28 protein-coding genes and 1 other annotated feature are annotated in these 25521 nt (G+C 37.2%); of the genes, 4 read left to right on the top strand and 24 right to left on the bottom strand.

Features of this window, described 5'->3' with window-relative positions; all coding sequences use genetic code 11:
• Positions 1 to 281 precede the first annotated feature (281 nt).
• The 8 genes from leuD to ilvD form a co-directional block, all read right to left on the bottom strand.
• A complete protein-coding gene (gene leuD, locus DKZ56_RS10190; protein ID WP_208649886.1) occupies positions 282 to 875 on the bottom strand; it encodes a 3-isopropylmalate dehydratase small subunit in 594 nt (197 codons plus the stop codon).
• An 18-nt stretch (positions 876 to 893) separates the two neighbouring features.
• Positions 894 to 2306, bottom strand: coding sequence for a 3-isopropylmalate dehydratase large subunit (gene leuC, locus DKZ56_RS10185; RefSeq protein ID WP_208649885.1), 1413 nt, complete (start codon positions 2304 to 2306; stop codon positions 894 to 896).
• A gap of 15 nt (positions 2307 to 2321) precedes the next feature.
• The gene (gene leuB / locus DKZ56_RS10180) at positions 2322 to 3419 is read right to left on the bottom strand and encodes a 3-isopropylmalate dehydrogenase (protein WP_208649884.1); all 1098 of its coding nucleotides are present in this window, start codon (positions 3417 to 3419) and stop codon (positions 2322 to 2324) included.
• Between the two features lie 103 nt (positions 3420 to 3522).
• Positions 3523 to 5067, bottom strand: a complete 1545-nt coding sequence (locus tag DKZ56_RS10175) for a 2-isopropylmalate synthase (protein ID WP_208649883.1) — start codon at positions 5065 to 5067, stop codon at positions 3523 to 3525.
• A complete protein-coding gene (gene ilvC, locus DKZ56_RS10170; protein WP_208649882.1) occupies positions 5067 to 6080 on the bottom strand; it encodes a ketol-acid reductoisomerase in 1014 nt (337 codons plus the stop codon). The genes DKZ56_RS10175 and ilvC overlap by 1 nt, the downstream gene beginning before the upstream one ends.
• Positions 6081 to 6191: 111 nt before the next feature.
• Positions 6192 to 6713 (bottom strand): acetolactate synthase small subunit, encoded by a 522-nt coding sequence (gene ilvN / locus DKZ56_RS10165; protein WP_208649881.1) that lies wholly within the window; start codon positions 6711 to 6713, stop codon positions 6192 to 6194.
• Positions 6710 to 8467, bottom strand: a complete 1758-nt coding sequence (gene ilvB, locus DKZ56_RS10160; RefSeq protein WP_208649880.1) for a biosynthetic-type acetolactate synthase large subunit — start codon at positions 8465 to 8467, stop codon at positions 6710 to 6712. Before ilvB ends, ilvN begins: the two co-directional genes overlap by 4 nt.
• Before the next feature lie 72 nt (positions 8468 to 8539).
• Positions 8540 to 8819: a binding site (T-box leader), on the bottom strand.
• A gap of 52 nt (positions 8820 to 8871) precedes the next feature.
• Positions 8872 to 10542, bottom strand: coding sequence for a dihydroxy-acid dehydratase (ilvD, locus tag DKZ56_RS10155; RefSeq protein ID WP_208649879.1), 1671 nt, complete (start codon positions 10540 to 10542; stop codon positions 8872 to 8874).
• A gap of 634 nt (positions 10543 to 11176) precedes the next feature.
• Between ilvD and DKZ56_RS10150 the strand changes: the two genes are divergently transcribed.
• Positions 11177 to 11434: a GlsB/YeaQ/YmgE family stress response membrane protein gene (locus DKZ56_RS10150; protein WP_208649878.1), complete on the top strand. Its 258-nt coding sequence runs from the start codon at positions 11177 to 11179 to the stop codon at positions 11432 to 11434.
• Between the two features lie 297 nt (positions 11435 to 11731).
• Here the strand turns inward: DKZ56_RS10150 and DKZ56_RS10145 are convergent, their stop codons facing one another.
• Positions 11732 to 12433: a lytic transglycosylase domain-containing protein gene (locus DKZ56_RS10145; RefSeq protein WP_208649877.1), complete on the bottom strand. Its 702-nt coding sequence runs from the start codon at positions 12431 to 12433 to the stop codon at positions 11732 to 11734.
• 238 nt (positions 12434 to 12671) lie between these two features.
• On the opposite strand from DKZ56_RS10145, the gene DKZ56_RS10140 reads away from it, so the two are divergent.
• The gene (locus DKZ56_RS10140; RefSeq protein WP_208649876.1) at positions 12672 to 13775 is read left to right on the top strand and encodes a methionine biosynthesis PLP-dependent protein; all 1104 of its coding nucleotides are present in this window, start codon (positions 12672 to 12674) and stop codon (positions 13773 to 13775) included.
• Positions 13776 to 13880: 105 nt separating this feature from the next.
• On the opposite strand, the gene DKZ56_RS10135 is transcribed toward DKZ56_RS10140, so the two are convergent.
• The 4 genes from DKZ56_RS10135 to DKZ56_RS10120 form a co-directional block, all read right to left on the bottom strand.
• On the bottom strand, positions 13881 to 14504 hold the full coding sequence (locus tag DKZ56_RS10135; protein ID WP_208649875.1) for an SCO family protein: 624 nt from the start codon (positions 14502 to 14504) through the stop codon (positions 13881 to 13883).
• A gap of 111 nt (positions 14505 to 14615) precedes the next feature.
• The gene (locus tag DKZ56_RS10130) at positions 14616 to 14762 is read right to left on the bottom strand and encodes a YvrJ family protein (protein WP_208649874.1); all 147 of its coding nucleotides are present in this window, start codon (positions 14760 to 14762) and stop codon (positions 14616 to 14618) included.
• 93 nt (positions 14763 to 14855) lie between these two features.
• Positions 14856 to 15068 carry a DUF2922 domain-containing protein gene (locus tag DKZ56_RS10125; RefSeq protein ID WP_208649873.1) on the bottom strand — a complete coding sequence of 71 codons (213 nt, stop codon included), beginning with the start codon at positions 15066 to 15068 and terminating at the stop codon, positions 14856 to 14858.
• A gap of 18 nt (positions 15069 to 15086) precedes the next feature.
• Positions 15087 to 15305 (bottom strand): DUF1659 domain-containing protein, encoded by a 219-nt coding sequence (locus DKZ56_RS10120; RefSeq protein WP_208649872.1) that lies wholly within the window; start codon positions 15303 to 15305, stop codon positions 15087 to 15089.
• Between the two features lie 133 nt (positions 15306 to 15438).
• On the opposite strand from DKZ56_RS10120, the gene DKZ56_RS10115 reads away from it, so the two are divergent.
• Positions 15439 to 15861: a DUF2621 domain-containing protein gene (locus DKZ56_RS10115; RefSeq protein WP_208652233.1), complete on the top strand. Its 423-nt coding sequence runs from the start codon at positions 15439 to 15441 to the stop codon at positions 15859 to 15861.
• Between the two features lie 182 nt (positions 15862 to 16043).
• Here DKZ56_RS10115 and DKZ56_RS10110 read toward each other — a convergent pair whose 3' ends face one another.
• From DKZ56_RS10110 to DKZ56_RS10085, 6 genes are all read right to left on the bottom strand, one after another.
• Positions 16044 to 16553 (bottom strand): CcdC family protein, encoded by a 510-nt coding sequence (locus DKZ56_RS10110; RefSeq protein WP_208649871.1) that lies wholly within the window; start codon positions 16551 to 16553, stop codon positions 16044 to 16046.
• Between the two features lie 139 nt (positions 16554 to 16692).
• Positions 16693 to 17409, bottom strand: coding sequence for a cytochrome c biogenesis CcdA family protein (locus DKZ56_RS10105; protein ID WP_208649870.1), 717 nt, complete (start codon positions 17407 to 17409; stop codon positions 16693 to 16695).
• Positions 17410 to 17517: 108 nt separating this feature from the next.
• A complete protein-coding gene (locus DKZ56_RS10100; RefSeq protein ID WP_208649869.1) occupies positions 17518 to 18144 on the bottom strand; it encodes a hypothetical protein in 627 nt (208 codons plus the stop codon).
• 70 nt (positions 18145 to 18214) lie between these two features.
• A complete protein-coding gene (rarD, locus tag DKZ56_RS10095) occupies positions 18215 to 19117 on the bottom strand; it encodes an EamA family transporter RarD (protein ID WP_208649868.1) in 903 nt (300 codons plus the stop codon).
• 101 nt (positions 19118 to 19218) lie between these two features.
• Positions 19219 to 20061, bottom strand: coding sequence for an N-acetylmuramoyl-L-alanine amidase (locus DKZ56_RS10090; RefSeq protein ID WP_208649867.1), 843 nt, complete (start codon positions 20059 to 20061; stop codon positions 19219 to 19221).
• Positions 20062 to 20411: 350 nt separating this feature from the next.
• Positions 20412 to 21365 carry an alpha/beta hydrolase gene (locus tag DKZ56_RS10085; protein WP_208649866.1) on the bottom strand — a complete coding sequence of 318 codons (954 nt, stop codon included), beginning with the start codon at positions 21363 to 21365 and terminating at the stop codon, positions 20412 to 20414.
• Between the two features lie 281 nt (positions 21366 to 21646).
• Between DKZ56_RS10085 and DKZ56_RS10080 the strand changes: the two genes are divergently transcribed.
• Positions 21647 to 21955 carry a CotD family spore coat protein gene (locus tag DKZ56_RS10080; protein WP_208649865.1) on the top strand — a complete coding sequence of 103 codons (309 nt, stop codon included), beginning with the start codon at positions 21647 to 21649 and terminating at the stop codon, positions 21953 to 21955.
• Between the two features lie 55 nt (positions 21956 to 22010).
• Here the strand turns inward: DKZ56_RS10080 and DKZ56_RS10075 are convergent, their stop codons facing one another.
• The 5 genes from DKZ56_RS10075 to DKZ56_RS10055 all read right to left on the bottom strand — a co-directional run bounded on the left by DKZ56_RS10075 (position 22011) and on the right by DKZ56_RS10055 (position 25488).
• Positions 22011 to 23153, bottom strand: coding sequence for a toxic anion resistance protein (locus DKZ56_RS10075; RefSeq protein WP_208649864.1), 1143 nt, complete (start codon positions 23151 to 23153; stop codon positions 22011 to 22013).
• Between the two features lie 156 nt (positions 23154 to 23309).
• On the bottom strand, positions 23310 to 23903 hold the full coding sequence (locus tag DKZ56_RS10070; RefSeq protein WP_245989413.1) for a peroxidase-related enzyme: 594 nt from the start codon (positions 23901 to 23903) through the stop codon (positions 23310 to 23312).
• Positions 23904 to 24288: 385 nt separating this feature from the next.
• Positions 24289 to 24399, bottom strand: a complete 111-nt coding sequence (locus tag DKZ56_RS10065) for a YjcZ family sporulation protein (protein WP_208649863.1) — start codon at positions 24397 to 24399, stop codon at positions 24289 to 24291.
• Between the two features lie 94 nt (positions 24400 to 24493).
• Complete coding sequence (locus DKZ56_RS10060) at positions 24494 to 25261, bottom strand: NRDE family protein (protein WP_208652231.1); 768 nt, start codon at positions 25259 to 25261, stop codon at positions 24494 to 24496.
• A gap of 83 nt (positions 25262 to 25344) precedes the next feature.
• Positions 25345 to 25488, bottom strand: a complete 144-nt coding sequence (locus tag DKZ56_RS10055) for a hypothetical protein (RefSeq protein ID WP_208649862.1) — start codon at positions 25486 to 25488, stop codon at positions 25345 to 25347.
• Between the last annotated feature and the right edge of the window lie 33 nt (positions 25489 to 25521).

Raw genomic sequence — 25521 nt, 5'->3', positions numbered from 1 at the left:
GCCTTGGTCTAAAAATATACGTGAATCATGTGCAATTGCAAAATAGCCCTCAATCGAAAAAAACATCAAGATTGTAGGGCTATTTGTCGTGCGTACCGAAAGGTGCGCTTTTTTTAATCCCTGTTTTAAGTTTTCAATGCGTCATTTGAATTCGGGCTTACATACAAAAAGGTGGGCAATTTTTAGCCCACCTTTACTTTCCGATCTAAACCTGTAATCCTTTTAGAACTACAGTGATTATTCTGATACTAAATATTATTTGTCAAAATCTTAGTGCTACATTATTTAAACACGATTCGTTTTTCTTCATATGCTTTAATTTTATCTTCATATTTAAATGTTAATGCGATTTCATCCCAACCGTTCAATAACATTTCTTTATAATATGGGTCGATGTTGAAGTGATAGACAACACCATCTTCCCCTGTCACCGTCTGCTCCGTTAAATTGACTTCCACCGTATAAGGTTTTTGAAGCCCCTTCTCTAAAATTTCATCCACTTCTTCTTCTTTCAATTTAACAGGCAAGATGCCGTTTTTGAAACAGTTATTATGGAAAATATCTGCAAAACTAGGAGCAATAATCACTCGAAAACCGTAGTCTAATATTGCCCAAGGAGCATGTTCCCGGGAAGAACCGCAGCCGAAGTTATCCTGCGCTACTAAAATTTTAGCTTCTTTATATTCAGGTTTATTTAATACGAAATCAGGTATTTCATTTCCATTTTCATCATAGCGCCAATGATAGAACAAAAATTTTCCAAATCCAGTACGTTCAATTCGTTTTAAAAATTCTTTGGAAATGATTTGGTCTGTATCAACATTTTTACGATCTAATGGTGCAATTACACTTTTGACGATATTAATAGGCTCCATTTGTTCCCCGCCCTTTCCTTATGCTTGTTGCTCTTGTTTTAAATAGTTGCGAACATCAACGAAACGTCCTTCGATTGCAGCAGCTGCCGCCATTGCAGGACTTACTAAGTGTGTGCGCGCTCCGGCTCCTTGACGGCCTTCAAAGTTGCGGTTGGAAGTAGAAGCGCAGCGTTCACCTGCTGGAATGATGTCTTCGTTCATGCCAAGGCATGCGGAACATCCTGAATTGCGCCATTCAAAACCTGCATCAATAAAGATTTGATCCAATCCTTCTTCTTCAGCAGCTTTTTTCACGGAGTATGAACCAGGTACGACAATAGCCCGAACGCCTGGCGCCACTTTTTTGCCTTTTACAATTTGAGCTGCCGTACGCAAGTCGGATAAACGAGAATTTGTACAAGAACCGATGAATACGTGTTGGATTTCAATGGAAGTAATCGGCTGTCCTTCTTCTAATCCCATATATTCAAGGGCTTTTCTTAACGCTTGTTTATCCGTTTCTGATTCATAGTCATCCACTGTTGGTACATGGCCATTGATGCCTGTACCCATGGAAGGATTTGTTCCCCAAGTGACAAACGGTTCAATTTCGCTTGCATCGATTTCAAGTACTTTATCATACGTACAACCTGGATCAGAAGCTAAACTTAACCAATATTCTGCCGCTTTATCAAATTCTTCTTTCGGTGCAAAACGGCGGCCACGCAAGTATTCTATCGTTTTTTCATCCGGAGAAATTAATCCTGCTTTCGCACCTGCTTCAATGGACATATTGCAAATAGTCATCCGTTCTTCCATGGATAAGCTGCGAATTACATCGCCCGTATATTCAACGATGTAGCCAGTTCCTAAGCCTACTCCCCATTTTGCGATAATCGCAAGAATAACATCTTTTGCTGTTACGCCAAAACCTAATTTGCCATTAACGCGAATTTCCATTGTTTTTGGTTTATTTTGCCATAATGTTTGAGTCGAAAGCACGTGTTCAACTTCAGAAGTACCGATACCAAAGGCTAATGCGCCAAAAGCACCATGGGTAGATGTATGGGAGTCTCCACAAACGATTGTTTTACCAGGCTGGGTTAAACCAAGTTCTGGACCGATTACGTGAACAATCCCTTGATCAGGATGACCTATATCTGCAAGTTGAATGCCAAATTCTTCACAGTTTTTGGCTAATGTGTTGATTTGTTTCTTCGCAATCGGGTCATTGATTGTAAAAATATCTTTTGTAGGAACGTTATGGTCCATCGTCGCAAAGCAAAGATCAGGGCGACGGACTTTCCGACCAGCAAGTCTTAATCCTTCAAAGGCTTGTGGTGATGTTACTTCATGAATTAAATGAAGATCGATATATAGTAAATCCGGTTTTCCTTCTTCTCGATGTACAACATGCGATTCCCAAATTTTTTCAATAATATTTTTTGCCATCTTAACCACCAACCTTTAAATATATGATTCCATAATACTATCAGCTACAAAGTTTGTATCGATTTCAGCAATGACTTTATTAGTCCATTCATCTGTTGTTAATGCTTTATCTTTATCTATTGCGAGATCCATAGTGAAGTAGCCGTCTTCAAATACCGCATTTACCGCTCTTTCAATTTCTGCTGCTTCTTCTTTCATACCGAAGGAGTAGCGAAGCATCATGGCAACAGAAAGAATTGTTGCCGCAGGGTTTGCGATACCTAAACCTGCAATTTCTGGTGCTGAACCATGTACTGGTTCATATAAACCAAAGGAATCTCCACGGATGGATGCAGAAGGTAATACGCCTAATGAACCTGTGATAACAGAAGCTTCATCGCTTAATATATCCCCAAACATATTATCTGTAACAATCACGTCATAATGGCTTGGGTTTGTGATAAGCTTCATGGCAACAGAGTCAACTAAATTATGCTCCACTTCCACTTCTGGATACTGTGCTTTTTTCTCTTCTACAATTTCTCTCCATAAACGGGACGTCTCTAGCACATTGGCTTTATCAACCGAACAAAGTTTACCGCGTCTTAATGTTGCCAACTTAAAAGCATTATCGACAATGCGTTCAATTTCTTCGCGTGTATAAATATTTAAATCGCTTGCTTCTGATTCCGTGCGTTTTTTCTCCCCGAAGTAAATTCCGCCTGTTAATTCCCGAACAATCAGCAAATCAACTTGATCAGCGACTTCCCTTTTTAAAGGAGAAGAATCTAATAAACTTGGGAAAGATTTGACTGGACGCAAATTGGCAAATAAATCAAATGTTTTGCGAATTTGCAATAATCCTTTTTCCGGTCTAAGTTCAGGCGGATTGTTATCCCATTTTGGTCCACCTACTGCTCCTAGCAAAATAGCGTCGCTTTGTTTACAAGTTTCAATAGTTTCTTCTGGAAGCGGCGTATTGAATTGATCAATGGCTGCCCCACCAATAGCTGCATAAGCTAATTGAAAGTCATGTTTATATCGTTTGCCGATTGCTTGTAGTACCCGAATAGCCGACGCAACAACTTCAGGACCAATACCGTCACCCGGAAGCACTGTTATTTTCTTTTCCATGCGAAAACACCTTTCCTAGAAGAGATTTAATAAAATGAATTTATTTTTAACAAACGCCATCAAACATTTGCATATTTGATGGCGTCACGAAATGAATGATCAACTAAATTTGGGCAATATGTGTCTTAACAAAGTTTTCGTGAATAAGATGTCTGTTAATGGCGTCAATAAAGGCTTTGGCAGTAGCCTCAAGGACGTCTTGAGAAGAGTCGCGGCCAGTTGTTGTTACGTGATTATAAGAAATTTTTACAACGGCATCTGCTAAAGCATCGCGGCCTTTGCTGACAGATGTTACTTGGAAATCTAACACGTGAACTTTTGTATCTACCAATTGCTCAAGTGTATTAAAGATGGCTTCCACAGAACCTGCACCAGTAGCTGCAAGAGTTTTTGTATCGCCTTCAGGAGTAACAACTGATGCCGTAGCTGTTGGAATATTATCCGTACCATATGAAACTTGCACGCTATTCAATTCAAATCTTGGAATATCTTCAATGGATACGGATTGCTCTGTTAATAATGTGATTAAATCTTCTTCCGTAATTTCTTTTTTGCGATCAGCAAGCTTTTTGAATTCTTCAAAGGCTTTATTTAATTTTTCATCAGATAATTGGAAGCCCATTTTCTCCGCACGATCGCGGAATGCTGCCCTGCCTGAGTGTTTACCAAGCACAAGCGGAACTTCTCCTTCTCCAATTAATTCAGGAGAAATGATTTCGTATGTTTGTTTATGCTTCAACACGCCATCTTGGTGAATTCCGGATTCATGGGCAAAAGCATTTTTGCCGACAACCGCTTTGTTTGGCGGCACTAAGAATCCAGTTAAACGGCTTACTAATTGGGAAGTTCTCTTAATTTCTTTTAATTGAATACCAGTTTCCGCTTGATAGAAATCTTTTCGAATATGGAGCGCCACCGCAATTTCTTCTAATGAAGCATTTCCTGCCCGCTCGCCGATTCCGTTGATTGTACATTCGATTTGGTCTGCACCGTTTTCAAGGGCTGCTAGTGAGTTGGCAACCGCCATACCTAAGTCATCATGGCAGTGAGCGGAGAATTTTACTTTTTCTGCTCCACGCACATTTTCTTTTAAATATTTAAATAATGCGCCGTATTCTTGTGGTGTTGCATATCCAACTGTGTCTGGAACATTGATGGTTGTAGCTCCAGCTTCAATCACCTTTTCAATGATGCGAACTAAAAATTCGCGGTCGGAGCGGAAACCATCTTCTGCGGACCATTCCACAAGCGGGAAGAATTTTTTTGCATATTTTACGGCTTCCACTGCTTGTTCTACGACTTGATCCGGCGTTTTTTTCAATTTGTATTCCATATGAATGGGGCTAGTTGCCAAGAACACATGGACGTGCGGTTGTTCTGCAACTTTCAACGCTTCCCAAGCGCGGTCAATGTCGCTTTTCACGCAGCGGGCAAGACCCGTTACGATAGAATTTTTAATTGTGCTTGCGATTTTATTTACTGCATCAAAGTCGCCAGGGCTTGAAGCAGGGAAACCTGCTTCAATGATTGTTACCCCTAGACGTTCTAATTGTTTAGCAATTTCAATTTTTTCAGCAGTGTTTAAGTTAATACCTGCTGATTGTTCACCATCTCGAAGTGTTGTATCAAAAATATCAATCTTACGCACTATTTAATCACTACCTTCCTATTTCCAGCGTTAATGAAAGGCATCATATTACGCAATTCTGCCCCGACTTTTTCAATTTGATGCTCTTGTTCGCGTTTTTTGTATTCATTGTAGCGAGGTCGGCCATTCGCATTTTCTTCAAGCCATTCTTTTGCAAACTTGCCGCTTTGAATGTCTTCAAGCACCTTTTTCATATTTGCTTTTACATCTTCTGTAATTACTCGTGGACCTGATACATAGTCGCCCCATTCAGCAGTGTCAGAGATGGAGTAGCGCATGTTAGAAAATCCGCCTTCGTAAATCAAGTCAACGATTAATTTCATTTCATGCAAGCATTCGAAATATGCACTTTCTGGTTGGTAACCAGCTTCTACTAATGTTTCAAAACCGGCTTTGATTAAATGAGTTACACCGCCGCAAAGAACTGCTTGTTCACCGAATAAGTCAGTTTCTGTTTCTTCTTTGAATGTTGTTTCAAGAACACCTGCACGAGCAGAACCGATACCTTTAGCCCAAGCAAGTGCAAGATTTTTTGCATTGCCAGTTGCATCTTGGTAAACGCCAATTAATGCTGGAACACCTGCACCTTCAGTGTAAGTGCGGCGAACTAAGTGGCCAGGACCTTTTGGCGCTACTAAGAATACATCTACATCTTCTGGAGGTACGATTTGTTTATAGTGAATGTTGAAACCATGAGCAAATACTAAAGCGTTTCCTGGTTCTAAGTTTGGAGCGATTTCAGCTTCATACACTGCTTTTTGAGCTTCATCTGGAAGCAAAATCATGATTACATCGGCTTCTTTAGATGCTTCAGCTACAGATTTCACATCTAAACCATCTTGTTTTGCTTGTTCTGCGGATTTACCTGGGCGAATCCCTACACGCACATCAAAACCAGATTCTTTCAAGTTTTGAGCGTGGGCATGCCCTTGTGAGCCGTATCCGATTACCGCAATTTTCTTTTCTTTTAATAATGTTTCGTCAATTTCGTTATGGTAGTACATTTTTGTCATCTTTCTTTTCCCCCTAAATAGTATTAATCTTTTTATTTTTAATATGTTTTCAATGACAAAGATAGTTCAGAAAACTATCTTTGCATTGCAATAATAAACAATTTTATAAACTCACTTTAATAGAGATAGTGGTGTTTGATCATAAAAGGTTTGCTGCACTTCGCGAACTGTTGCAGTCACACCTGTACGAGTCAATTCTTTAATGCCATACGGACGAACAAGTTCAATGAAGGCATCAATTTTATCCGGATGGCCAATCACTTGATAGGTGACAACATTTTTTGAAGTATCCACAATTTGAGGACGGAATGGTTCAACAATAGCATTCATTTCCAGTCTCAAATTTGGAGGCGAAACGACTTTTACAAGTGCCAATTCGCGAAGAACAATGGATTTTTCAGTAATGTCATTCACTTTCAACACATCAATTTGTTTAGATAATTGTTTAATGAGTTGTTCCAATTTCACATCGTCTTCAATATTTACTACGAGTGTCATTTTGGAAATATTTGGCTGTTCAGTATGACCAACTGTAATGGATTCAATATTGAATTGTCTTCTCATCAATAAACCTGTAACTCGGTTCAACACGCCACTTTGGTTGATGACTGTTACTGTAATTACTCGTTTCAAAATCTTTTCACCCCTACCATTTCATGAAGCGCTTTGCCCGATGGCACCATAGGATATACATTTTCCAACTGTTTTACTCGGCAATCCACAACAACTGGTTCATCGGAATTAATTGCTTCTGCTAAGATTTTTTCTGCTTCTTCGAGTGTTTGAATGCGATAACCTTTTAATCCATAAGCTTCGGCAAGTTTCACGAAGTCTGGCTGAACCGGCATTAAACTTTGTGAATAGCGTCCTTCATAGAACAATTCTTGCCATTGACGCACCATACCGAGAGCACCATTATTAATGATAATGACTTTTACTGGTAGGTTGAATTCTTTTAATAAAGCAAGCTCTTGAGATGTCATTTGGAAACCGGCATCTCCTAGAATGGAGACTACTTTTTTATCCGGTTTTGCGAATTGAGCTCCGATTGCTGCTGGCAGCCCGAATCCCATTGTTCCAAGACCGCCTGAAGTTACCCATTGATGGCTATGATTTTGCAAATAATATTGGGCAGCCCACATTTGGTGTTGGCCTACGTCTGTAGTGACAATCGCGTCGCCATGGGTAATAGCATGCACCATTTCAATGATTTGTTGTGGCAACACTTCTTTTTCATCTTCAACATACCAATATGGATATTCGTTTCTAACGCTGTTTAAATAATCGAGCCATTCTGTTGTATCAGGCGCTTTAAAGTCGTTTTTCAATAAAGCTTTCAACGCTTCTTTTGCATCTGCAACAATCGGAATGTCCGTGCGAATGTTTTTTCCAATTTCAGCAGGATCGATATCGATGTGGATGATTTTTGCTTCCGGCGCAAAACGGGATGTATCACCTGTTAAACGATCATCAAAACGGGCACCGATATTAATAATTAAGTCTGATTTCGTGATGGCATCGTTCGCTACGACCGCACCATGCATGCCAGCCATTCCGTAATTTAATTCATGATTGCCAGGAATGCTTCCAAGTCCAAGCAGAGTTGTCACAACAGGAAGTTTGTATTTTTCAACAAATTCAACAAGTTCATCGCACCCATTGGCAAAGAGTACCCCTGCTCCAGCAAGCACCACTGGTTTTTTCGCTTCGCTGATCGCTTGGATTGCTTTCTGAATTTGCAGATAATTCGGTTTGTAATTTGGCTGATAACCTGGCAAGTAAACTTCATCCGGAACATTGGCTTTCGCTTCATCGAAAATGGCCGTTGAAATATTTTTCGGTAAATCGATCAGTACAGGACCTTTTCTTCCGCTATTCGCAATGTGAAAAGCTTCTTTAACGATTCGTGGTATATCGTGTACATCTTGCACTTGATAATTGTGTTTTGTAATCGGTGTTGTAATTCCAATTATGTCCGCTTCTTGGAAGGCATCTGAACCAATGACTGTCGTTGCTACCTGACCTGTAAAAATGACTAATGGAATCGAATCAATCATTGCGTCGGTAATTCCTGTCACTAAGTTTGTTGCTCCTGGTCCGCTTGTTGCAATGACAACACCTGGTTTATTTAAAACGCGAGCATAACCTTCTGCCGCGTGAATTGCTCCTTGTTCATGACGAGTTAAAATGTGACGTATCGGATTCTTATACATCGCATCATAAACGTGTAATACAGCGCCGCCCGGGTAACCAAAGACTATATCAACCCCTTGATCCTGTAATGCTTTAATGAGAATATCAGCACCATTTTTTGGCCGATTTCCAACTTCTTGCATACCTGATGGTGAGGTATCCATTTTTGCGTTTGTTGACGCATTTGCAGTCATTCCTATACATCCTCCTTCTAAAATATCTAAAATAAAAAAGCCTTTTTCTCCAACGCAAAAGAAGACCTCTTGCGAAGGGATGAAAAAGACTTTTCATGGTACCACCCTTTTTCGTAGCAAAAAACGCTACCTCTGCGAATAGCTGTCACATTCCATCCGCGGCAACTCAGATGGAATAGCTATTCATTGGTAACGGTGCACGAATAAGTGCCCGGAGCTATCTAATGGCATGAAGCGTTCAATAGCTCACTCCGAGGGGATGTCGGATATAGTTGTATCATCGGTTTCCACCAACCCCGACTCTCTGGTAGATACAATGCTCTATATCCTTTTACCTCATCATTGCATTCATCTGTTTATTTAGAATTTTATAAAGTTCAATATTCATCGGAATTTTATGAAAATTATATCTTCATAATACCGCCTTTTGAAGCATTTGTCACTAGTTTTGAATATCTTGCCAACCATCCAGTTTTAATTTTTGGTTCGAATGGTTTCAAGTTTTTGCGGCGTTGTTCTAATTCTTCATCAGAAACTTTTAAATTGATAGTTCGATTGGGTAAATCGATTTCAATTATATCACCATTTTCGACTAATGCAATAGGCCCACCTTCTGCCGCTTCAGGAGAAATATGGCCTATTGAAATACCTCTTGATGCACCGCTAAATCGGCCATCGGTAATTAAAGCGACTTTAGTTCCGAGGCCTCTTCCAACAATGGCGGAAGTTGGAGCAAGCATCTCAGGCATACCTGGGCCGCCTTTTGGACCTTCATAGCGGATGACTACGACATGCCCTTCTCTTACTTCTCCCGAATCAATCGCAGCCAAAGCTTCGTCTTGCGAATCAAAGACAATCGCTTCACCTGTAAAGACTTTGATGGATGGGTCTACCGCGCCCACTTTAATCACAGATCCTTCAGGCGCAAGATTTCCGAACAATACAGATAATCCACCAACTGGGCTATAAGGATTGTCTTTTGTACGGATTACATCAGTATTTGTAATTTCGCATCCTTTTACGAGTTCACCGATTGTTTTTCCAGTAACTGTGATGCGATCTGGGTGAATGCATCCTGGAATTTTCGCCAATTCATTGATAATTGCACTGACGCCACCAGCTTTATTGACATCATCCATTGAAATATCCGATGCTGGCATAATTTTTGCAATATATGGAACACGTTCAGCCACTTTATTGATGTCTTCTAAATCATAATCAATGCCTGCCTCATGGGCTATAGCTAAAGTATGTAAAATCGTATTTGTTGAACCGCCCATTGCCATATCAAGAGCAAAGGCATCGTCAATCGCTTCTTTTGTTATAATGTCCCGTGGTCGAACATCTTCCTTAATCATGCGAATCAAATGTTTCGCCGCTTCACGAATCAACTCTTTTCTTTGTTCGCTTGTTGCGACGATTGTTCCATTTCCAGGAAGCGCCACTCCCAACATTTCCATTAAGCAGTTCATTGAATTCGCTGTAAACATTCCTGAACAAGAACCGCATGTTGGGCAAGCATTCATTTCAATGTCTTTAAATTCTTCTTCCGTCATCTGACCGGATTTATAAGCACCAATGCCTTCAAAAACTGAAGTTAATGAAAGCTGTCTGCCACTAGAACTTTTTCCCGCTTCCATTGGTCCACCGGAAACAAAGATAGAAGGAACGTTTGTGCGAACTGCAGCCATCAACATTCCTGGTGTAATTTTATCGCAGTTTGGAATGAAGAATACGCCATCAAACCAGTGAGCATTAATCACTGTTTCCGCAGAGTCTGCAATCAGTTCGCGGCTTGGCAAAGAGTATCTCATTCCAATGTGACCCATTGCGATTCCATCATCAACACCGATCGTATTGAATTCGAATGGAATTCCGCCTGCTTCAATGATTGCTTCTTTTACTTCTTCAGCAAATTCACGCAAATGCACATGACCTGGAATAATATCGATGTAAGAGTTGCAAACACCGATGAATGGTTTATCCAAATCTGTTGGTTTTACTTTACCCGTAGCATAAAGCAAGCTACGATGAGGAGCACGATCAACTCCTACTTTAATCATATCACTTCTCATACTTCAAACGCCCCTCACAATTACTAGTATTTCCAATGTTAAAAAACGGGTTATAAAAATTTTCCGACAACTCTCATGTAATTTCTATTAAAAAATGTCGGTGAAATTGTTGTCATAATAGTACAAAAATGCCCCTTTCGTCAACAGGGTTTTTTAAATTTTTTATAAAATTTCAAAAATTTAAATTTTATTGAAAGCGGTTTCTTTCTACATATTAAATAAAAAATTCTATATTATTCTGATTTTTTTCTAATTTATATTATGGTGAAAATATTTTGAAAAATGGAATTGATCCATAAGAATATAAAAATCTAACCCAAAATATGGGTTAGATTAGCTAAGAGGAATCAGTGCAAAATCGATGGCTAAATTAAGAAAAACAATCGTATGAAAAATAGCAAATACAATCCCTTGGCGATTTAATTGTTCTACTGTTACATACATATTCATCATGTATCCACCCCATCCCCCAATTTGTGACTTATTTATGAACATTATACGACATTTTTAATCAATTTGCAAAATATTTAGAATTTTTTAATTGCAAACTCTATTTAGATTGTCTGCATAGCTTTAAGGGAATTGAACAAAATAACACAAGAAAAGATGCACTTGAAAAAGGAGTGGAATTATCATGAATTTTATTTGGTATTTAGTCATCGGAGGCATTATTGGATGGTTGGCCGGTGTGATTGTTGGAAAAGACATCCCTGGAGGCATCATCGGCAATATCATAGCGGGGATTATTGGATCTTGGATTGGTAGTGCTTTTTTAGGAAACTGGGGTTGGGAAGTCTCCAACTTTTATGTATTTCCTGCCTTGATTGGTTCTATTGCTTTAGTCTTAATTGTAAGTTTAATTATGAAAGGCTTTAGAAAAGCGACAGATTAAATAAAAAGAGGCTGGGACATAAACAAAAAATTAAAGGGGTAGTTGAAAGGGTTTTGATAAATATTTGATATAACTAAAAATTGATTGAAGTGACGGGGCGACTCCTGCGGGAACAGCCCGTGTCTCGAGACACCGCAGGAGCGAAGCAATGAGCTCCGAGGAGGCTCGAGCCGGGCCCGCGGAAAGCGTCCCCGGAACGGAAATCAATTTTAATAACATATCAAAAAAACATCATTTTCTCCTTGGAGAAAATGATGTTTTTTTAGATTTGTCCCAACCTCTTTTTATATTAAACCTTTATGAATCTGCAGCAGCTGCCAATGCTTCCTTTTCTAAAATAGGGCCAATACGCTCATATTGCTCATAGTAATACATAATTTTTTTTACATACTCTTGACTATGATTATATTGAAAAATCGCTTTTTCTATTTTTCCTTCCCTTACGCCGGCCTTAGATAAAAAATTGGCAGCGCTATAGATGGCATCTTCTATATCAAAAGGATCTGCAATGCCGTCTCCGTTTGCATCAACTCCATAACCTCCGTATTTTGCAATCACCTTTGGATCGGTTTTTTCAGATTCAGGAATATTCCCTTTCCCTAACCCCTCGCAGCTGGGATGATCCCATCCAACAAAGGTGCATGGCATAAATTGCATATGTCCTTCCGCTCCCACCGGCGAAATGAGCGTCTTCATTGTGGAAAATCTCGTCTCCACCCGATGATGAGCGGCAAGCAATGTCCATGGAACATTGTATTTTTTTCCAGCAGCTATGTATATGGGAATATATTCTTCTGGTATGGTTAAATCAAATCCTTCTCCTTCTTGAATTTCTTCAATGACAGACAATTCTTCGGGCAAGACTATCGCCTTTAAATCTGCCCAAGCAAAAAATACAAAAGTGTAAATTACGATTGATGCCGGAATAAGCAAAATGATTAGAAACAGCTTCATCCCAGCGCTGATGAAAGGTTTTTTTGCTTTCTTCTTTTTTGCCATAATTTCCCCCTGCAAGAGCGCACTATCTCCTTAATTATCTATTATAACCCAAATAAGAAATGATGATTTGAAAAAGTTTTTTGAATTGGAAAATGTATCTATTTATTTTTATTAACTCTATTTAAAAAATAAGAAATATTATATTAATTCTTGAAACTATTGTTTTTAAATTGGGACCTATGATAAATTGTTAATTAAACTAATTCAATAAAGTATTTTCAAGGAAAGAGTGACAGTCATGACAAAAAATTGGATTGAAACAAAATTAGTTCAATTGGGAAATCAAAGCGATGTGCGAACAGGTGCTGTTAATCCCCCAATTTATATGTCTACAGCCTATAGACACACAGGAATCGGGGAATCTACAGGATATGATTATACTCGAACAAAAAACCCTACTCGTGAAATTTTAGAAAAAGGCATTGCAGAATTGGAAGGAGGAGATGCCGGTTTTGCCTGTAGTTCCGGAATGGCTGCCATCCAGTTAGTTCTTTCCATTTTCAAACCAGGTGATGAAATACTTTTGCCTGAAGACGTGTATGGAGGAACATACCGTTTACTCAGAACATTTAACGAAATGTACCAAATTCGGCCTGTATATTTCTCCAAGGCAGAGGAAGTGGAAGGTTTAATCAATGAACATACAAAAGCCATTTTCCTTGAAACGCCAACTAATCCATTAATGATTGAATTTGATTTGGATTATTTCAATGACCTTTGCAAAAAACATAATTTAATGTTTATTGTAGATAATACATTCTATTCACCGTATTTCCAACGTCCAATGGAACATGGAGCAGATATTGTGGTGCATAGTGCCACAAAATATATCGCAGGACATAATGATACGCTGGCAGGGCTTGTTGTTTCAAAAGGACAAACTTTAAGTGAACAATTGGCATTCAATCAAAATAGCATGGGACTTGTCCTTTCGCCATTCGACAGCTGGCTTGTCATTCGAGGATTAAAAACTTTGCATGTACGAATGAAGCAGCATGATGAAAATGCAAAGAGAGTTGCCGCATATTTACAGGAAGAACCATTAGTGAAAGATGTACTTTATACAGGCAAAGGCGGAATGTTGTCCTTCCGTTTGACAAAAGCAGATTTAGTTAATCCGTTTTTAAAGAAATTAAAACTGATAACATTTGCTGAAAGTTTAGGAGGACCTGAAAGTTTTATTACATATCCAGCAACGCAAACCCATGCGGACATTCCTTATGAAGAACGGATTGCCCGTGGAGTAGACGACTGCTTGTTGCGTTTTTCTGTTGGAATCGAAAATGCAGAAGATATTATTGCCGATCTAAAACAAGTTTTCGATCAATTAAGAAATTTATAATTAAATAAACCGAGACGAATATGCTCTCGATTCTAAAACAAAAACCGAACGAAACTGAACCTCTTGAAGAGATTCAAGTCATCGTTCGGTTTTGTTTGCCGAATATCATTTCTTTTTCATGTTTTCAATCAATGTTTCCAAATCAAGGGCAATTTCATCATACGGTACAGCATTCGCAGAATTTTCCTCTTCTGAATATCCATTATAATATTTTACGGCAACCCCGTTTTCATCTACCAGATAAAATGATGAACCATGAATCACTTGGTCATCATTTTCTGGTTTCTTAACAAGGGTTTTAAATGATTGAAGGGCGAATTGCTCAATAAATTTTTGATCATATCCAGTCAATAAATGCCATTTTGAATCATCAGGAACGGTAAAAAAGTCCAAATACTTTGCAAGCGCTTCCGGCGTATCTCTTTCCGGGTCTACTGAAAATCCAACAATCTTATAATCTTCAAGACCTTTTTCAACTAATTTTTCTTGAATAATGGACATATTTAATGTCATTGGCTGACATATCGTTTTGCAATTTGTGAAAAAAAACATAGCAATCCAAGGTTGCCCCTTTAAGCTATCTAAAGTTACAGTTTCTCCCCGTTGATCAATCATCGTAAAGTCCTGAATTTTATACTCGATTGTTGGTTTAAAATTATAATTGCTGCAAGAAGATAATAGAATACCAACAATGAGCAGCAAGGTGATAAAAATAAACTTCTTCTTCATTTGCTTCAACTCCTTGGAATACTATGTTTATCATATATGAAAAGAGTATATTAGTAAAACTTTTTCTCATGAAAGAATTTCAACAAATCTGTGAAAAAAATTTCACTTTTATCATGATTCCAATACTCTGTTTGCATCTTTTAAAGTTACGAGCACTGAATAAATAGCTTCAAGCTTTGTTTCAATACGATTCAGCAAGTAAAAAGAAACAACAATCGGAAAGCCGATTTCTTGAATCACCGGAATCCATTGTTCCATCCACATCTCCCCTTAAAATTTAAACATCGGAAAATACGTAATGATGGGAAAATCGACAAAACCCAATCAGGATTTTGCCGATTTGTATTGCCATTAAATAAGCTTTTCAATTGTTTTATCAACGATGCGCGCTTGTTTGATGGATGAAAGCGCAAAACCATTTACATGGAATACATTTTGATTAATAATGCTTTGCATTGCATTGGAAACTTCTGCTGCTGTTAAATTAGATTTAGGGTCATATAAAGAAAGCGTAAATTCTTTTCCTTGGGCAGTTTCAAATTTCATTTCCAGCACTCTTGTCATCCCAATCCCCTCCTAAAATTAGAATTCGATTTTTTCAGTTTTTGAGATGGAAGCATGAACAACTGGATGTTTTGAAAGTTGAATAAATGCTTGTACTACACTAGCCAATTGTTCTGCTGTCACGTTGTCGCGTACATTTCTGTAAGAGCGAGTTGTTAAAACCGTTTCATTCGATTCATTTACGCCCATTTCATAAACGATTTTTAATGTGCTATGTTCGAATGTTAAGTTTGCCATTTCCTTTCCCCCCTTTCATCTACCTAAATATCAATTTGAGAAAAAAATAGAGACAAGCTTAATGAAAAATTTTTCTTCCTTGCTATAATGATTTAGAGAGGAAAAAGAGGTGAAGAAGTTGGAAGGTTGGTTTATGTGGTTTCTCGTTTTTTGGAGTTTCGTAATGGTTATTTTAATGGCAATCGGCGGGTTCTTTATGTTCCGAAAGTTTTTGAAATCTTTGCCAAAAAATGACGGGAAATCCGATTTAGATTGGCAAGAGTATTATATTAATAAAACATTGCATTTGTGGAATGATGAGGGAAAGCAGTTGTTGAATGAACTTGTTAGCCCTGTTCCAGAATTATTTAGACAGCAAGCGAAAGAGTCCATTGCTGGAAAAATCGGCGAACTTGCATTGAAAGAAAAGGCAAAAACGATCACTCAGGAATTAATTATTAGAGGCTACATCATTGCAACGCCGAAAAGAGACCATAAATTTTTGAGAAAAAAATTAGCTGAAATGAATATTGATGTTACACCTTATGAAAAATATTTTGCTGAAAGTAAAAAATAATCAAATGAAGAAAAAGAGCGAATGGTAATTCTCCACTCGCTCCACAACATACTGAAATGGGCCGCAAATTCCCAAACCAATTTCAAAAATAAGGAAACAGAGCGAATGGAAAAACTCATTGTTTTCTCCATTCGCTCTGTTTTTATGGACTTTTTAGACAAGCCCTTTTTCTATCCAGCCATTCATTTTCCTTTTTCCATTGATTGTAATAAATGAGATTTTTCAATTTTTTTATACTGTATGAGCATCGCAATTCTCCAAGGCCAAAGCATCGCAAAGGCCAATAGCCAGAACATACCGGCTAATTCTCCAGGATCAAAAGATTCCGTCAACCAAACTTTGCCTAGAGTTCGGATTATTAATAAGCTTACTAAAATAATAAAAAAAGCTTTTGACCGCTTCATATATATTTCATTGTCACGAATTTCAAATTTGGAAGTGGCAATCAGCACAAGAGAAAAAATGACTCCTACTACAATCGCTTCTAATATTTGCAATGGCGAAATACGAAACTCTTCAAAAACGAACATTAAGGCACCTGTTGACATGGCAACAGGAGGAATTAGTATTTTTTTCGCATTGACCGGTTTTTTTTGGGAACGCAATCTCATCATCATAATGAAAGTGCCCATGAGGATGGCAACCAATGTACTCCCCATAATGACAAAACGAGAAGGGATGTTCTCTAACATGAAATCTCACCTCATTTAGTTAAAAAAACTGCCTGTTGTCAGGCAGCACTTTTAATAATATACCATAATGCGTTGCAATATGTATCGAATTCACTCTGAAAATTTCATTGAATCAAGAGAGTTTAAAAGGGTTCCAACATTAGAAACCTGTGAACCCTCCAAATATTGGCGATAATATTCTAATGATATAATTCATGCCATCAAAGAACAACAAAACGCCCATGGCAATCATAATATACCCGCCGATTTTTACAATCAATTGGCTGTATTTTCGAAGCCATCCCATTCGAGAAATAAAGAATGACAAAATAAAGAATGGAATGGAGAATCCTAATACATAAGCAATCATATATCCCATTGCCGAATTCGGATTTGACATGGCAAGAGCTATGATGGCTGCTAAAATGGGTCCCGTACATGGAGTCCATCCTGCAGCAAATGCAAGGCCGATTAAAGATGAACCTACATATCCTGATGGTCTGCTTTTAAATTGGAATTTATGGTCTTTCATTAAAAAGTCGATTTTCAACCAACCGACAATCATCAATCCAAAAACAACAATTAAAATGGCTCCAATTTGCCGAATTAAATCTTGATAATTCAAGAAAAAGTTTTCAATGGACAACAATCGGGCGCCAAAGCCGAGAACGATGAAAATAATCGAAAATCCTAACAAGAAAAAGAGCGTATGAAGAATGGCTCTTTTTTGCAGCATGCCTTTATCATTTTTAATTTCATCATAACTCATTCCTGTAATGTACGAAAGAAAAGCCGGATACAACGGCAAAGTGCAAGGGGAAATAAAACTTAAAAATCCTGCACCAAAGGCAAATAAAACATTCATATTCGATGCCATTTCTGTCTCTCCTTAAGTTCTAGTTGTCTATATCATAACAAATTTTTAATAAAAAGATAGTGAAGGATTATTGAAGGATTTGTAAAATGGAAAATCACAGTTCATCATTTAATTATAAGAGTAAATCACATCATTACCAAATCGTAAGTTCCATAACGGTTCAAATCGATCGATAATCCAATTTTTTACGAGCTTCATTTCTTCCAAATCCGTCAATGGGCATACTTGAAAATAAATATTCGAATCATTATAATAATCAGCAATTTTCGCATTTATGTGGCAGTGGGTTGCTGTTCCGTCTCGATAGCAGGCTTTAGGAGAAACATTGCCTATATGTTGATTAAATCGAAGCTTAAATTTATTATTGCAAATCACTGCAAAAACAATGTGATCGTCCATGATGATTAAATATACGCCTTTTTTATTTAATAATGATTCATTCCCTTTTACATTAAAATGACAATAAACTAAATCCCCATAGCGATTTAAAAATTCTTTATAAAAAGAATCATTGTTTAATTTTAAGTGATAAAGAGCTGTACCGGCAGGCAAATCTAAAATCTCTTTGTATTCACTGTACACCTTCTCTCTTAAATATTGATAGCGCTGATGTTGAAGGAGTTCACGAATCGTTTTTTTATCAAAAAATCGATAAGGTTCACGTATATTCCTGTCTAAAAGTTCAATGCGAATTCGATGGAAATGATATAATTGATCATTTATTTTTACATACATGAACACTCCCCCTCAGTAATTTGTAAATTAATTTCCATTATTTTATTTCGCTATAATTTTTTTAAATCCTTTATGCCAAGGAGCGTTTTTTCCGATTTTCTATAATTGTAGATAAACTGAAAATAATAATTGCAAGCCAAATAAAACTGAAGGAAATCAATTCCACGTTTGTAAAAGGTTCATTATAAAGAACAGTCCCTAAAATTAAAACAATGGTTGGACAAAAATATTGAATAAAACCTAAAACGGATTGAGGCAAGGCTTTCGCTCCTTTTGCAAATAAAATTAATGGGTAGGCTGTAACGACTCCTCCTAGAATTAGAAAAAAATCCGTTTTTCGATCAATATATAAAAGAGATATGACACTAGTTGACATAAGATAAATATAGAAAACAAGAGCGAAAGGCAATATAAATAAAGTTTCAATGGCAAGACCTCGAGTTGCATCTAGTTGAATCTTTTTCTTCAGCACTCCATAAATCGCAAAGGAAAACGCGATCCCTAGAGCAACCCACGGAACTTTTCCATATCGGATTGCCATTAATGCAACTCCGATAAACGCAATGAAAACAGCAGCTAATTGGGCTTTTGATAATCTTTCTTTAAAAAGTAAAACCCCGAACAATACGGTAATGAGCGGATTTATATAATAACCTAAACTTGTTTCGACAACATGGTCATTTGTTACAGCCCATATGTATAAAAACCAGTTGCAAGAAATCACAAAGGAAGCCAACATCAATGAGAAAAACATTTTTTTGTTTTGCCATAATCTTTTCAAATCTACTATCAGTTCATTTTTTTGGCCAATGATGAGGATGAATATCGTTGTAAAAATAAACGACCAAATAATACGGTTCAATAATATTTCTATACTGTTAACGTGTTCAAGCACCTTCCAATAAATAGGGAAAAATCCCCAAATGACATAAGCTAATATGGCGTTGAACAACCCTTTTTTCTCATCAGTCATATTTGTAACCATACCTTTCAATGTTTTTGAGATATAAGATTTTATAAAAATTATAATGATAGAATATAAGGAAGTAAATGTAATAAAAAGAAAAAGCATCGTTAACCGATACTCATTATTTTTTCACATTTTTTTATTTGATGTTCAATGATTAGAGTGCATAATCCGAGCAAATCAGCTGAACTTAACGAACCATTCTTTAATTTTTCCATCCAATTGGCATTTATTGCTTGTTCACTAATTCCCTTCTGAATCATTACCTCTATCATTTTTTTGTCTTTTAAAATCGCTTCAAGCCGTTTTTTTAATTCAGGGCTTGTGAATTGTTCATTGGAATTTCCAATCGAAGGCAAGTTGTTTTGAATTTCCTTCTCAATTTGTTCTAAATTGCTTTTCTCCTTTTCCAAATTTGGTGCGATAAAGGCTAAACATTCTTTTGCAATCGCTTCGCATATTTCTTGAAATTTCGATTGATAGATAATTACATCTTGCAAAGAATTAACAAAACATACTTCAATGAGAATCGCCGGCTTTTTCGTTCCATTTAGGAAAGCAAGATCCGTTCTTTTTTTGGCTCCACGATTTTTTAGGCCGCTTGCATTTGCAATTGCTTGACTAACCTTTCCGGCAAATGTCTTCAAAGCTTCATCACGGTACAACACTTCTGTGCCTAAAGGTTGATCGGTTCTATTTCCAGATGAGTTAAAATGGATGCTTACATCCAGACTTCGATTTTTAGAATTATGTTCAGAAATTAAGTAATTTAAATTTTGGCTTTGGCTTTTTGAACGATTATCCACGATTTTATAAACTTTAACTCCTTCCTTTTCTAGTAAATAGGCCACTCGATCAACTACTTTTCTAGCTTCTGCTACTTCATCAATAATATCTTTAGCGCCGGTGCCAACGCCATAATGGCCAGGACTAATGGCAATAGAACTCATGATGCCACCTCCAAAACTTTCATTTTTCTCTTTTATAGTACTGTGCAATTTCAATTAGATTAGGGCGCATTGATTAATCTTATCTATTAAATATCGGCTAAATAGAAGATAAGAGACAAAAAAAAGAGGTTTGGACAAATCTAAAAAGGGGGGCGTCTGAAAAGTGATATGCTCCCTATTAGGTAGACAGATGAAAAAATAAAAATTCATCTGACCTAATAGGGGGCTTTCATTATGACCTTTTACAAGTATCCTAAAGAGAAAACAACCTGGTCGACTTTTCTTCACTTCGACTATAAAAAATGGCAGCACAAACCTTGGCCTTGGTTTGTACTACTTCTTAGTATGTTTTAAGATGCGCTTTTCTTCCCTTTCGAAATATAAGCAGACAAAAATGTCCGAATTTGAAAAATGGTATCTTGAATTTCTTGGTGAAAAAATTCATTTTTTGTAAAGAAACTATGCACAAGTCCCCGGGCAATTGTTAATTCAACGTTTCCGCCAAAATCTCTCAATTTCTTTGCATAAAGAATTCCTTCATCTCTTAAAACATCATTTTCAGCCACAACAATCAATGCTGGAGGCAGATGGGATAAATTCTCTGCTTGTAATGGAGACGTGTAAGGATGATATATTTCGGCCGCTTGTTTTATATAGTGGTTTCGGAACCATGCCATATCTTCTTTCAATAACCCATATCCAACAGCAAACTCTTCATATGATGGTGTATTAAAGGTTAAATCTGTTACCGGATAGAGTAAAATTTGTCCTTGAATTTCAGGACCTTGCAAATCTCGATTTAATAAAGTTACAACCGTCGCCAAGTTTCCTCCCGCACTATCTCCTGCTACAAGAATCGCATCGCCGCCTTTTAAGATGTGGCGGTTGTTTGCCGTCCAAAGAAATGCATCATATGCATCATAGACGGGGATAGGAAATTTATGTTCAGGAGCCAAACGATAATTGATTGAAAGAACGACGGATTTAGTTATTTCGGCAAGCAGCACGCATGATTCATCACAAGTTTCGATGCTATTTAATACCCAGCCCCCACCATGATAATAAATGATAATCGGGAAAGGACCTTTTCCTTTTGGTATGTAGCTGCGAGCTTTTATATAACTTCCATTTCTTACTGGAATCAAATATTCATTCCTTGTTACATTTTTTGAATGATGTTTTCTTTTTGATTTTAAAGCAATTTCTCTTTTCTCTCTTTCAATGATGGGATCCATTGTATATAAAGGGGGATGTTGATTAGCTTCTTTTAAATAATTGATTGTGCTAAGCAATAGATTGGACATAAAAGTTCACCTTTTTCTTATAATCCTTATTTGATTACTATGTTTTAATTGTATAACTTTCCATCTCAACATTCAAGAAAAACTTTTTATGCCCATCCTTTTTGACAAAATTCCTTCAGCACTTAAAAAAACATATTTTTTCATTAATGAATTGGTTGATGCAGTTTTTATATACCTTGATTCTATTTTTTATAAAATTTTATTACATAGGTGTTTATCTAATCTATTTTTTCAATCTCCCATATGCTAATGATGACAAATGTTTGCAGGGAGGTGAAAAAATGTTTAATAGACATCATCATATGAGACCTATTTGCTGTCCACCAAATATCATGCCAACTCAAATTGCACCGGCGCAAGTTTCGCCGACTCAGGAAGTAGTAAGAACAAATATTTTTAATACAATCGTTCCGCACTTTCATCCGATTCACACAACAACTGTAAATCGCCATATCTACCATCACCAACATTTTTATCCTAGAACGTACTCCGAAGTTAATGAATATTACCAAACTTCTCAACAATGCGGCAACATGGGAAATCCTAATCCACAATGCTTCAACCCACAGCAAAGACGTTTTGATTCTTAATAGCAAAAATAAACTGCACCACCACTTAAATCAACGGGGGTGCAGTTTTTATTTTTTACATTTTCTTTAGCTTTTCATATTCCATTTGAAGCTGTTCAAGCCGTTTTCTGCCTTCTTCGCGGCTTCGGATCGTTTCCTGTTGAATTTGTTTTGTCTCTTCAATGCCAGCCAAAATCGTTCTCCATGTATTTTCAATCGTTTCAATTTTGATGCTAGGCTGGCCGGCAGATCGGGCAATATCAACGCTGTTTTTGCGTATATTTTCTGCATTTCTCATCAACATTTCGTTCGTGCGTTTATCTAATTCTTGCATTGAATCGGAAATTAATTTTTGCCGCTGAATTGTAACCGCATGGATTAATCCTTGCTTAAAAATCGGAATTGTTGTGACAAATGCAGAATTGATTTTTGCAATTAAATGATTGTTCCCTTGCTGCATTAAACGGATTTGAGGGGCAGCTTGGAAGGACACTTGCTGTGCCATTTCCAGATCATATCGGCGCTGCTCCAACAATTCAATGGCCCTCTGCAAAGACTCAAGCTCCATTAATGCTTCTTGGTCTCCTTCATTGGAACGAGCTTCCAATTTTTCCAGTTCCAGCTTCAACTCCTCCACTTTCACTTCAATGACCGCAATATGTTCACTTAAACTTTTAAAATACTCGAGATTTTGATTGTACATTTGCTCAAGTTCAATCGTATTTTTTTTCATTTCTTGTTCGTATTTTGTGATTTCTTGATAAATGGCATCGATTTCTTTATTCATCGTATCATATTTAGCTAAAATTTTTTGAAGCTGTTCCTTCCCTTTACCAAACAAGCGGGAGAAAAAACCTTTTTTCTCCTCTTTAAAATCTTCCGGGTCAAAACGGGACATAATCTTATTTAAATGATTAATGAGTTCGCTGGATTTCTCTAATTTGCTTTGTTTAATTGAGGCAAGCATCCGATCGGAAAATTTCGAAATGGCACTGGCGGTTTCTTTCCCAAATTCCAGTATGGCGATTTGATTTTTTACATCTATTTTTTCAGCAAGGGCGAGCACAGCTGGATCTTTTTTCAGTTCTAATTGCCGCTTGCGTAATTGAGACATTTCTTCTTCAGTTACAAGTTGAGTAGGGGCTTCGACACTCTCATGATTTTTTTCGTTTTTTTTCATATCTAAATCCTCAAACAATGGGTTCTTCATTTCTGGCATGGCAATCCTCCGTTCCATAAAACCATTCTATGTATTATAGTTTACACTAACTTTGTTAATTAACATACGATTGAAGATGAAAGAAGGTTTCAAAATTTTGCACGGTGTCTGGGTACATAAAAAACCACGCCCATTTGGAACGTGGATATAGAAGAATTAGCGCTGATTTTGATTATGTTTCGGATTTGGAATGGCGCCGATTGTGCTAACCCAGCGATTTGTATAATTAAAAAACCCAACAACAAATGATGCTTCTAATATTTCATGATCATTAAATCCCGCTTCCCTTAGCAAATCCACTTCCTTTGTTGTAATCTCATCCGGATATTTTGTAGCACGGAAGGCGTAGTCGCATAATGCCCGCTGCTTTTTTGTCAATTTCGCACTGCGGTAGTTATAGGTCAACGTGTCAACCCAAACCGGATTTTTTGTCAACCTGCGCAATGTGTCGCTGTGGGTCGTTAAGCAATAGTTGCAGCAGTTTACCGAAGACACTACAAGGCCAATCATTTCCTTGTCCACTAAATCTAAATACGTATTTTTTGTATTAAATAAAGAATACATGAAATCTAAAAATGCCTTAAATTGAATGGGATTTAACGGCAAAATGTGAAATAAAGTGTTCACAACCCCTAGTTTTTCTTCCTGCTTGCGGACATTTTCTTCAAAGTAAGCTTGCAAATCTGGCGGAATTTTTTCTATTTTTGGTTTTTCTAAATATGACCATTGCTCATCATACATTCCCATCATTCATCCCCACTTTTCTATGATTATTCTCATTTATTCATATGAACGAACCATTGCTTTCTAGAACTTAATGTTTGGATGGAGAATGAATCAAATGTGAAAATAAAAATAGAGGTTGGGACAAATCTAAAAAAACATCATTTTCTCCAAGGAGAAAATGATGTTTTTTTGATATGTTATTAAAATTGATTTCCGTTCCGGGGACGCTTTCCGCGGGCCCGTCTCGAGCCTCCTCGGAGCTCATTGCTTCGCTCCTGCGGTGTCTCGAGAGGGCTCGTCGCAGGAGTCGCCCCGTCACTTCAATCAATTTTTAGTTATATCAAATATTTATCAAAACCCTTTCAACTACCCCTTTAATTTTTTGTTTATGTCCCAGCCTCAAAGTTCATTAACAAGAATATTTAAAATGTGTACCAACAATGATTAGAAGGATAAATAAAACAACAATTAACGCAAAGCTATTTCCGCAATAGCCGTATCCTCCATAGCCGTAGCCCATGAGTATCCCTCCCTCATCTTTCGGTACTATAGTGTACGCTTTTATGAAGCAGGGAGTTATGACAAATGCGTAGATTGTTTCTAGAAATCTTTTATTATTTATCTATTTTGAATTGAAATCTTTTTTCAAATTTAAAGTTGCCGTTATTGAAAGTACGTTCAACGAAAGTTACGTTCCATTCTTTATCAATTAATAGAACCGTTGAGCAGCGAGTACCGTAATGTGGCAATTGAATGAAAGCTGCAGATAAATTTCTCTCCATTTCTAAACCGACGCCTGTATCCGGAAGTTCTTCGTCCGGGGCAATTTCCCGGTCCATCATGATTTCAAATAAATCATCAATATGAACGAGATTAGGATGGGTTTTAATATATTCCTCAAGACGCCCTTTCCCTTTCACCACTTTCGGCCATGGAGTATTTAATGTATGATTGCTTAAACTATGGGTGCCTTGGGGAATCTCATATTTTTCATCAAAAATATTATTATAATGCCATAAATGCTCTCCATCCCAAAGAATGACGTTAAATCCGCCATAGTTATCTTTTTCTTTTGCAAGGTTTTCAATAAAATCCTTTGGGTGAACTTGGCTTGCTAAAAAATTCCGCACAATTTCTCCGCGGGAACGAGGTCTTTCTGGCAAAGTCGGATCACGGAAATTGGTGATGGCCGCAAATCGACCATTCTTGGACATTCCTAGCCACGTACCCATTTGAAGAAGGTCCCTGCCCGCCAAAATCTCCGGCTCGTCTTCCCAAAAATGGGCCGGAGCTGTTGGGCGGTCATAAATTTCATCACGATTGGCTATGACAATCAGTTGATATATTGGATGTTCCTTATAATGAAAATGAATTAAACACATACTTCCCAACCCTTTAATTAAATATTTCTGTGAATAGTTTATCATGGCTGAAGAAAATCCCCAATCCGTTATAATAAAAGATGCTATTCATTTTTCTTCTTTAATTCTTCTAAAATCCCTTCCAATAATTTATTTTTTCTTCTTAAAGCCGACACGATGCTGACCATAAACCAAATAATCATTAATGCCGGAATTACATAAAATAGTACGGATACGATAATCGACATAAACAATCCTCCAAATGTTTTCTACTACTTTTA

The organism is Ureibacillus thermophilus (assembly GCF_004331915.1).
GTDB lineage: Bacteria > Bacillota > Bacilli > Bacillales_A > Planococcaceae > Ureibacillus > Ureibacillus thermophilus.
This window is presented reverse-complemented; position numbering and strand designations above follow the sequence as displayed.

Coding starts and splice junctions, on each gene's coding strand:
- leuD (WP_208649886.1), bottom strand. CDS start 875: ATGGAGCCTATTAATATCGTCAAAAGTGTAATTGCACCATTAGATCGT.
- leuC (WP_208649885.1), bottom strand. CDS start 2,306: ATGGCAAAAAATATTATTGAAAAAATTTGGGAATCGCATGTTGTACAT.
- leuB (WP_208649884.1), bottom strand. CDS start 3,419: ATGGAAAAGAAAATAACAGTGCTTCCGGGTGACGGTATTGGTCCTGAA.
- ilvC (WP_208649882.1), bottom strand. CDS start 6,080: ATGACAAAAATGTACTACCATAACGAAATTGACGAAACATTATTAAAA.
- ilvB (WP_208649880.1), bottom strand. CDS start 8,467: ATGACTGCAAATGCGTCAACAAACGCAAAAATGGATACCTCACCATCA.
- ilvD (WP_208649879.1), bottom strand. CDS start 10,542: ATGAGAAGTGATATGATTAAAGTAGGAGTTGATCGTGCTCCTCATCGT.
- DKZ56_RS10150 (WP_208649878.1), top strand. CDS start 11,177: ATGAATTTTATTTGGTATTTAGTCATCGGAGGCATTATTGGATGGTTG.
- DKZ56_RS10145 (WP_208649877.1), bottom strand. CDS start 12,433: ATGGCAAAAAAGAAGAAAGCAAAAAAACCTTTCATCAGCGCTGGGATG.
- DKZ56_RS10140 (WP_208649876.1), top strand. CDS start 12,672: ATGACAAAAAATTGGATTGAAACAAAATTAGTTCAATTGGGAAATCAA.
- DKZ56_RS10135 (WP_208649875.1), bottom strand. CDS start 14,504: ATGAAGAAGAAGTTTATTTTTATCACCTTGCTGCTCATTGTTGGTATT.
- DKZ56_RS10130 (WP_208649874.1), bottom strand. CDS start 14,762: ATGGAACAATGGATTCCGGTGATTCAAGAAATCGGCTTTCCGATTGTT.
- DKZ56_RS10125 (WP_208649873.1), bottom strand. CDS start 15,068: ATGACAAGAGTGCTGGAAATGAAATTTGAAACTGCCCAAGGAAAAGAA.
- DKZ56_RS10120 (WP_208649872.1), bottom strand. CDS start 15,305: ATGGCAAACTTAACATTCGAACATAGCACATTAAAAATCGTTTATGAA.
- DKZ56_RS10115 (WP_208652233.1), top strand. CDS start 15,439: ATGTGGTTTCTCGTTTTTTGGAGTTTCGTAATGGTTATTTTAATGGCA.
- DKZ56_RS10110 (WP_208649871.1), bottom strand. CDS start 16,553: ATGTTAGAGAACATCCCTTCTCGTTTTGTCATTATGGGGAGTACATTG.
- DKZ56_RS10105 (WP_208649870.1), bottom strand. CDS start 17,409: ATGGCATCGAATATGAATGTTTTATTTGCCTTTGGTGCAGGATTTTTA.
- DKZ56_RS10100 (WP_208649869.1), bottom strand. CDS start 18,144: ATGTATGTAAAAATAAATGATCAATTATATCATTTCCATCGAATTCGC.
- rarD (WP_208649868.1), bottom strand. CDS start 19,117: ATGACTGATGAGAAAAAAGGGTTGTTCAACGCCATATTAGCTTATGTC.
- DKZ56_RS10090 (WP_208649867.1), bottom strand. CDS start 20,061: ATGAGTTCTATTGCCATTAGTCCTGGCCATTATGGCGTTGGCACCGGC.
- DKZ56_RS10085 (WP_208649866.1), bottom strand. CDS start 21,365: ATGTCCAATCTATTGCTTAGCACAATCAATTATTTAAAAGAAGCTAAT.
- DKZ56_RS10080 (WP_208649865.1), top strand. CDS start 21,647: ATGTTTAATAGACATCATCATATGAGACCTATTTGCTGTCCACCAAAT.
- DKZ56_RS10075 (WP_208649864.1), bottom strand. CDS start 23,153: ATGCCAGAAATGAAGAACCCATTGTTTGAGGATTTAGATATGAAAAAA.
- DKZ56_RS10070 (WP_245989413.1), bottom strand. CDS start 23,903: ATGATGGGAATGTATGATGAGCAATGGTCATATTTAGAAAAACCAAAA.
- DKZ56_RS10065 (WP_208649863.1), bottom strand. CDS start 24,399: ATGGGCTACGGCTATGGAGGATACGGCTATTGCGGAAATAGCTTTGCG.
- DKZ56_RS10060 (WP_208652231.1), bottom strand. CDS start 25,261: ATGTGTTTAATTCATTTTCATTATAAGGAACATCCAATATATCAACTG.
- DKZ56_RS10055 (WP_208649862.1), bottom strand. CDS start 25,488: ATGTCGATTATCGTATCCGTACTATTTTATGTAATTCCGGCATTAATG.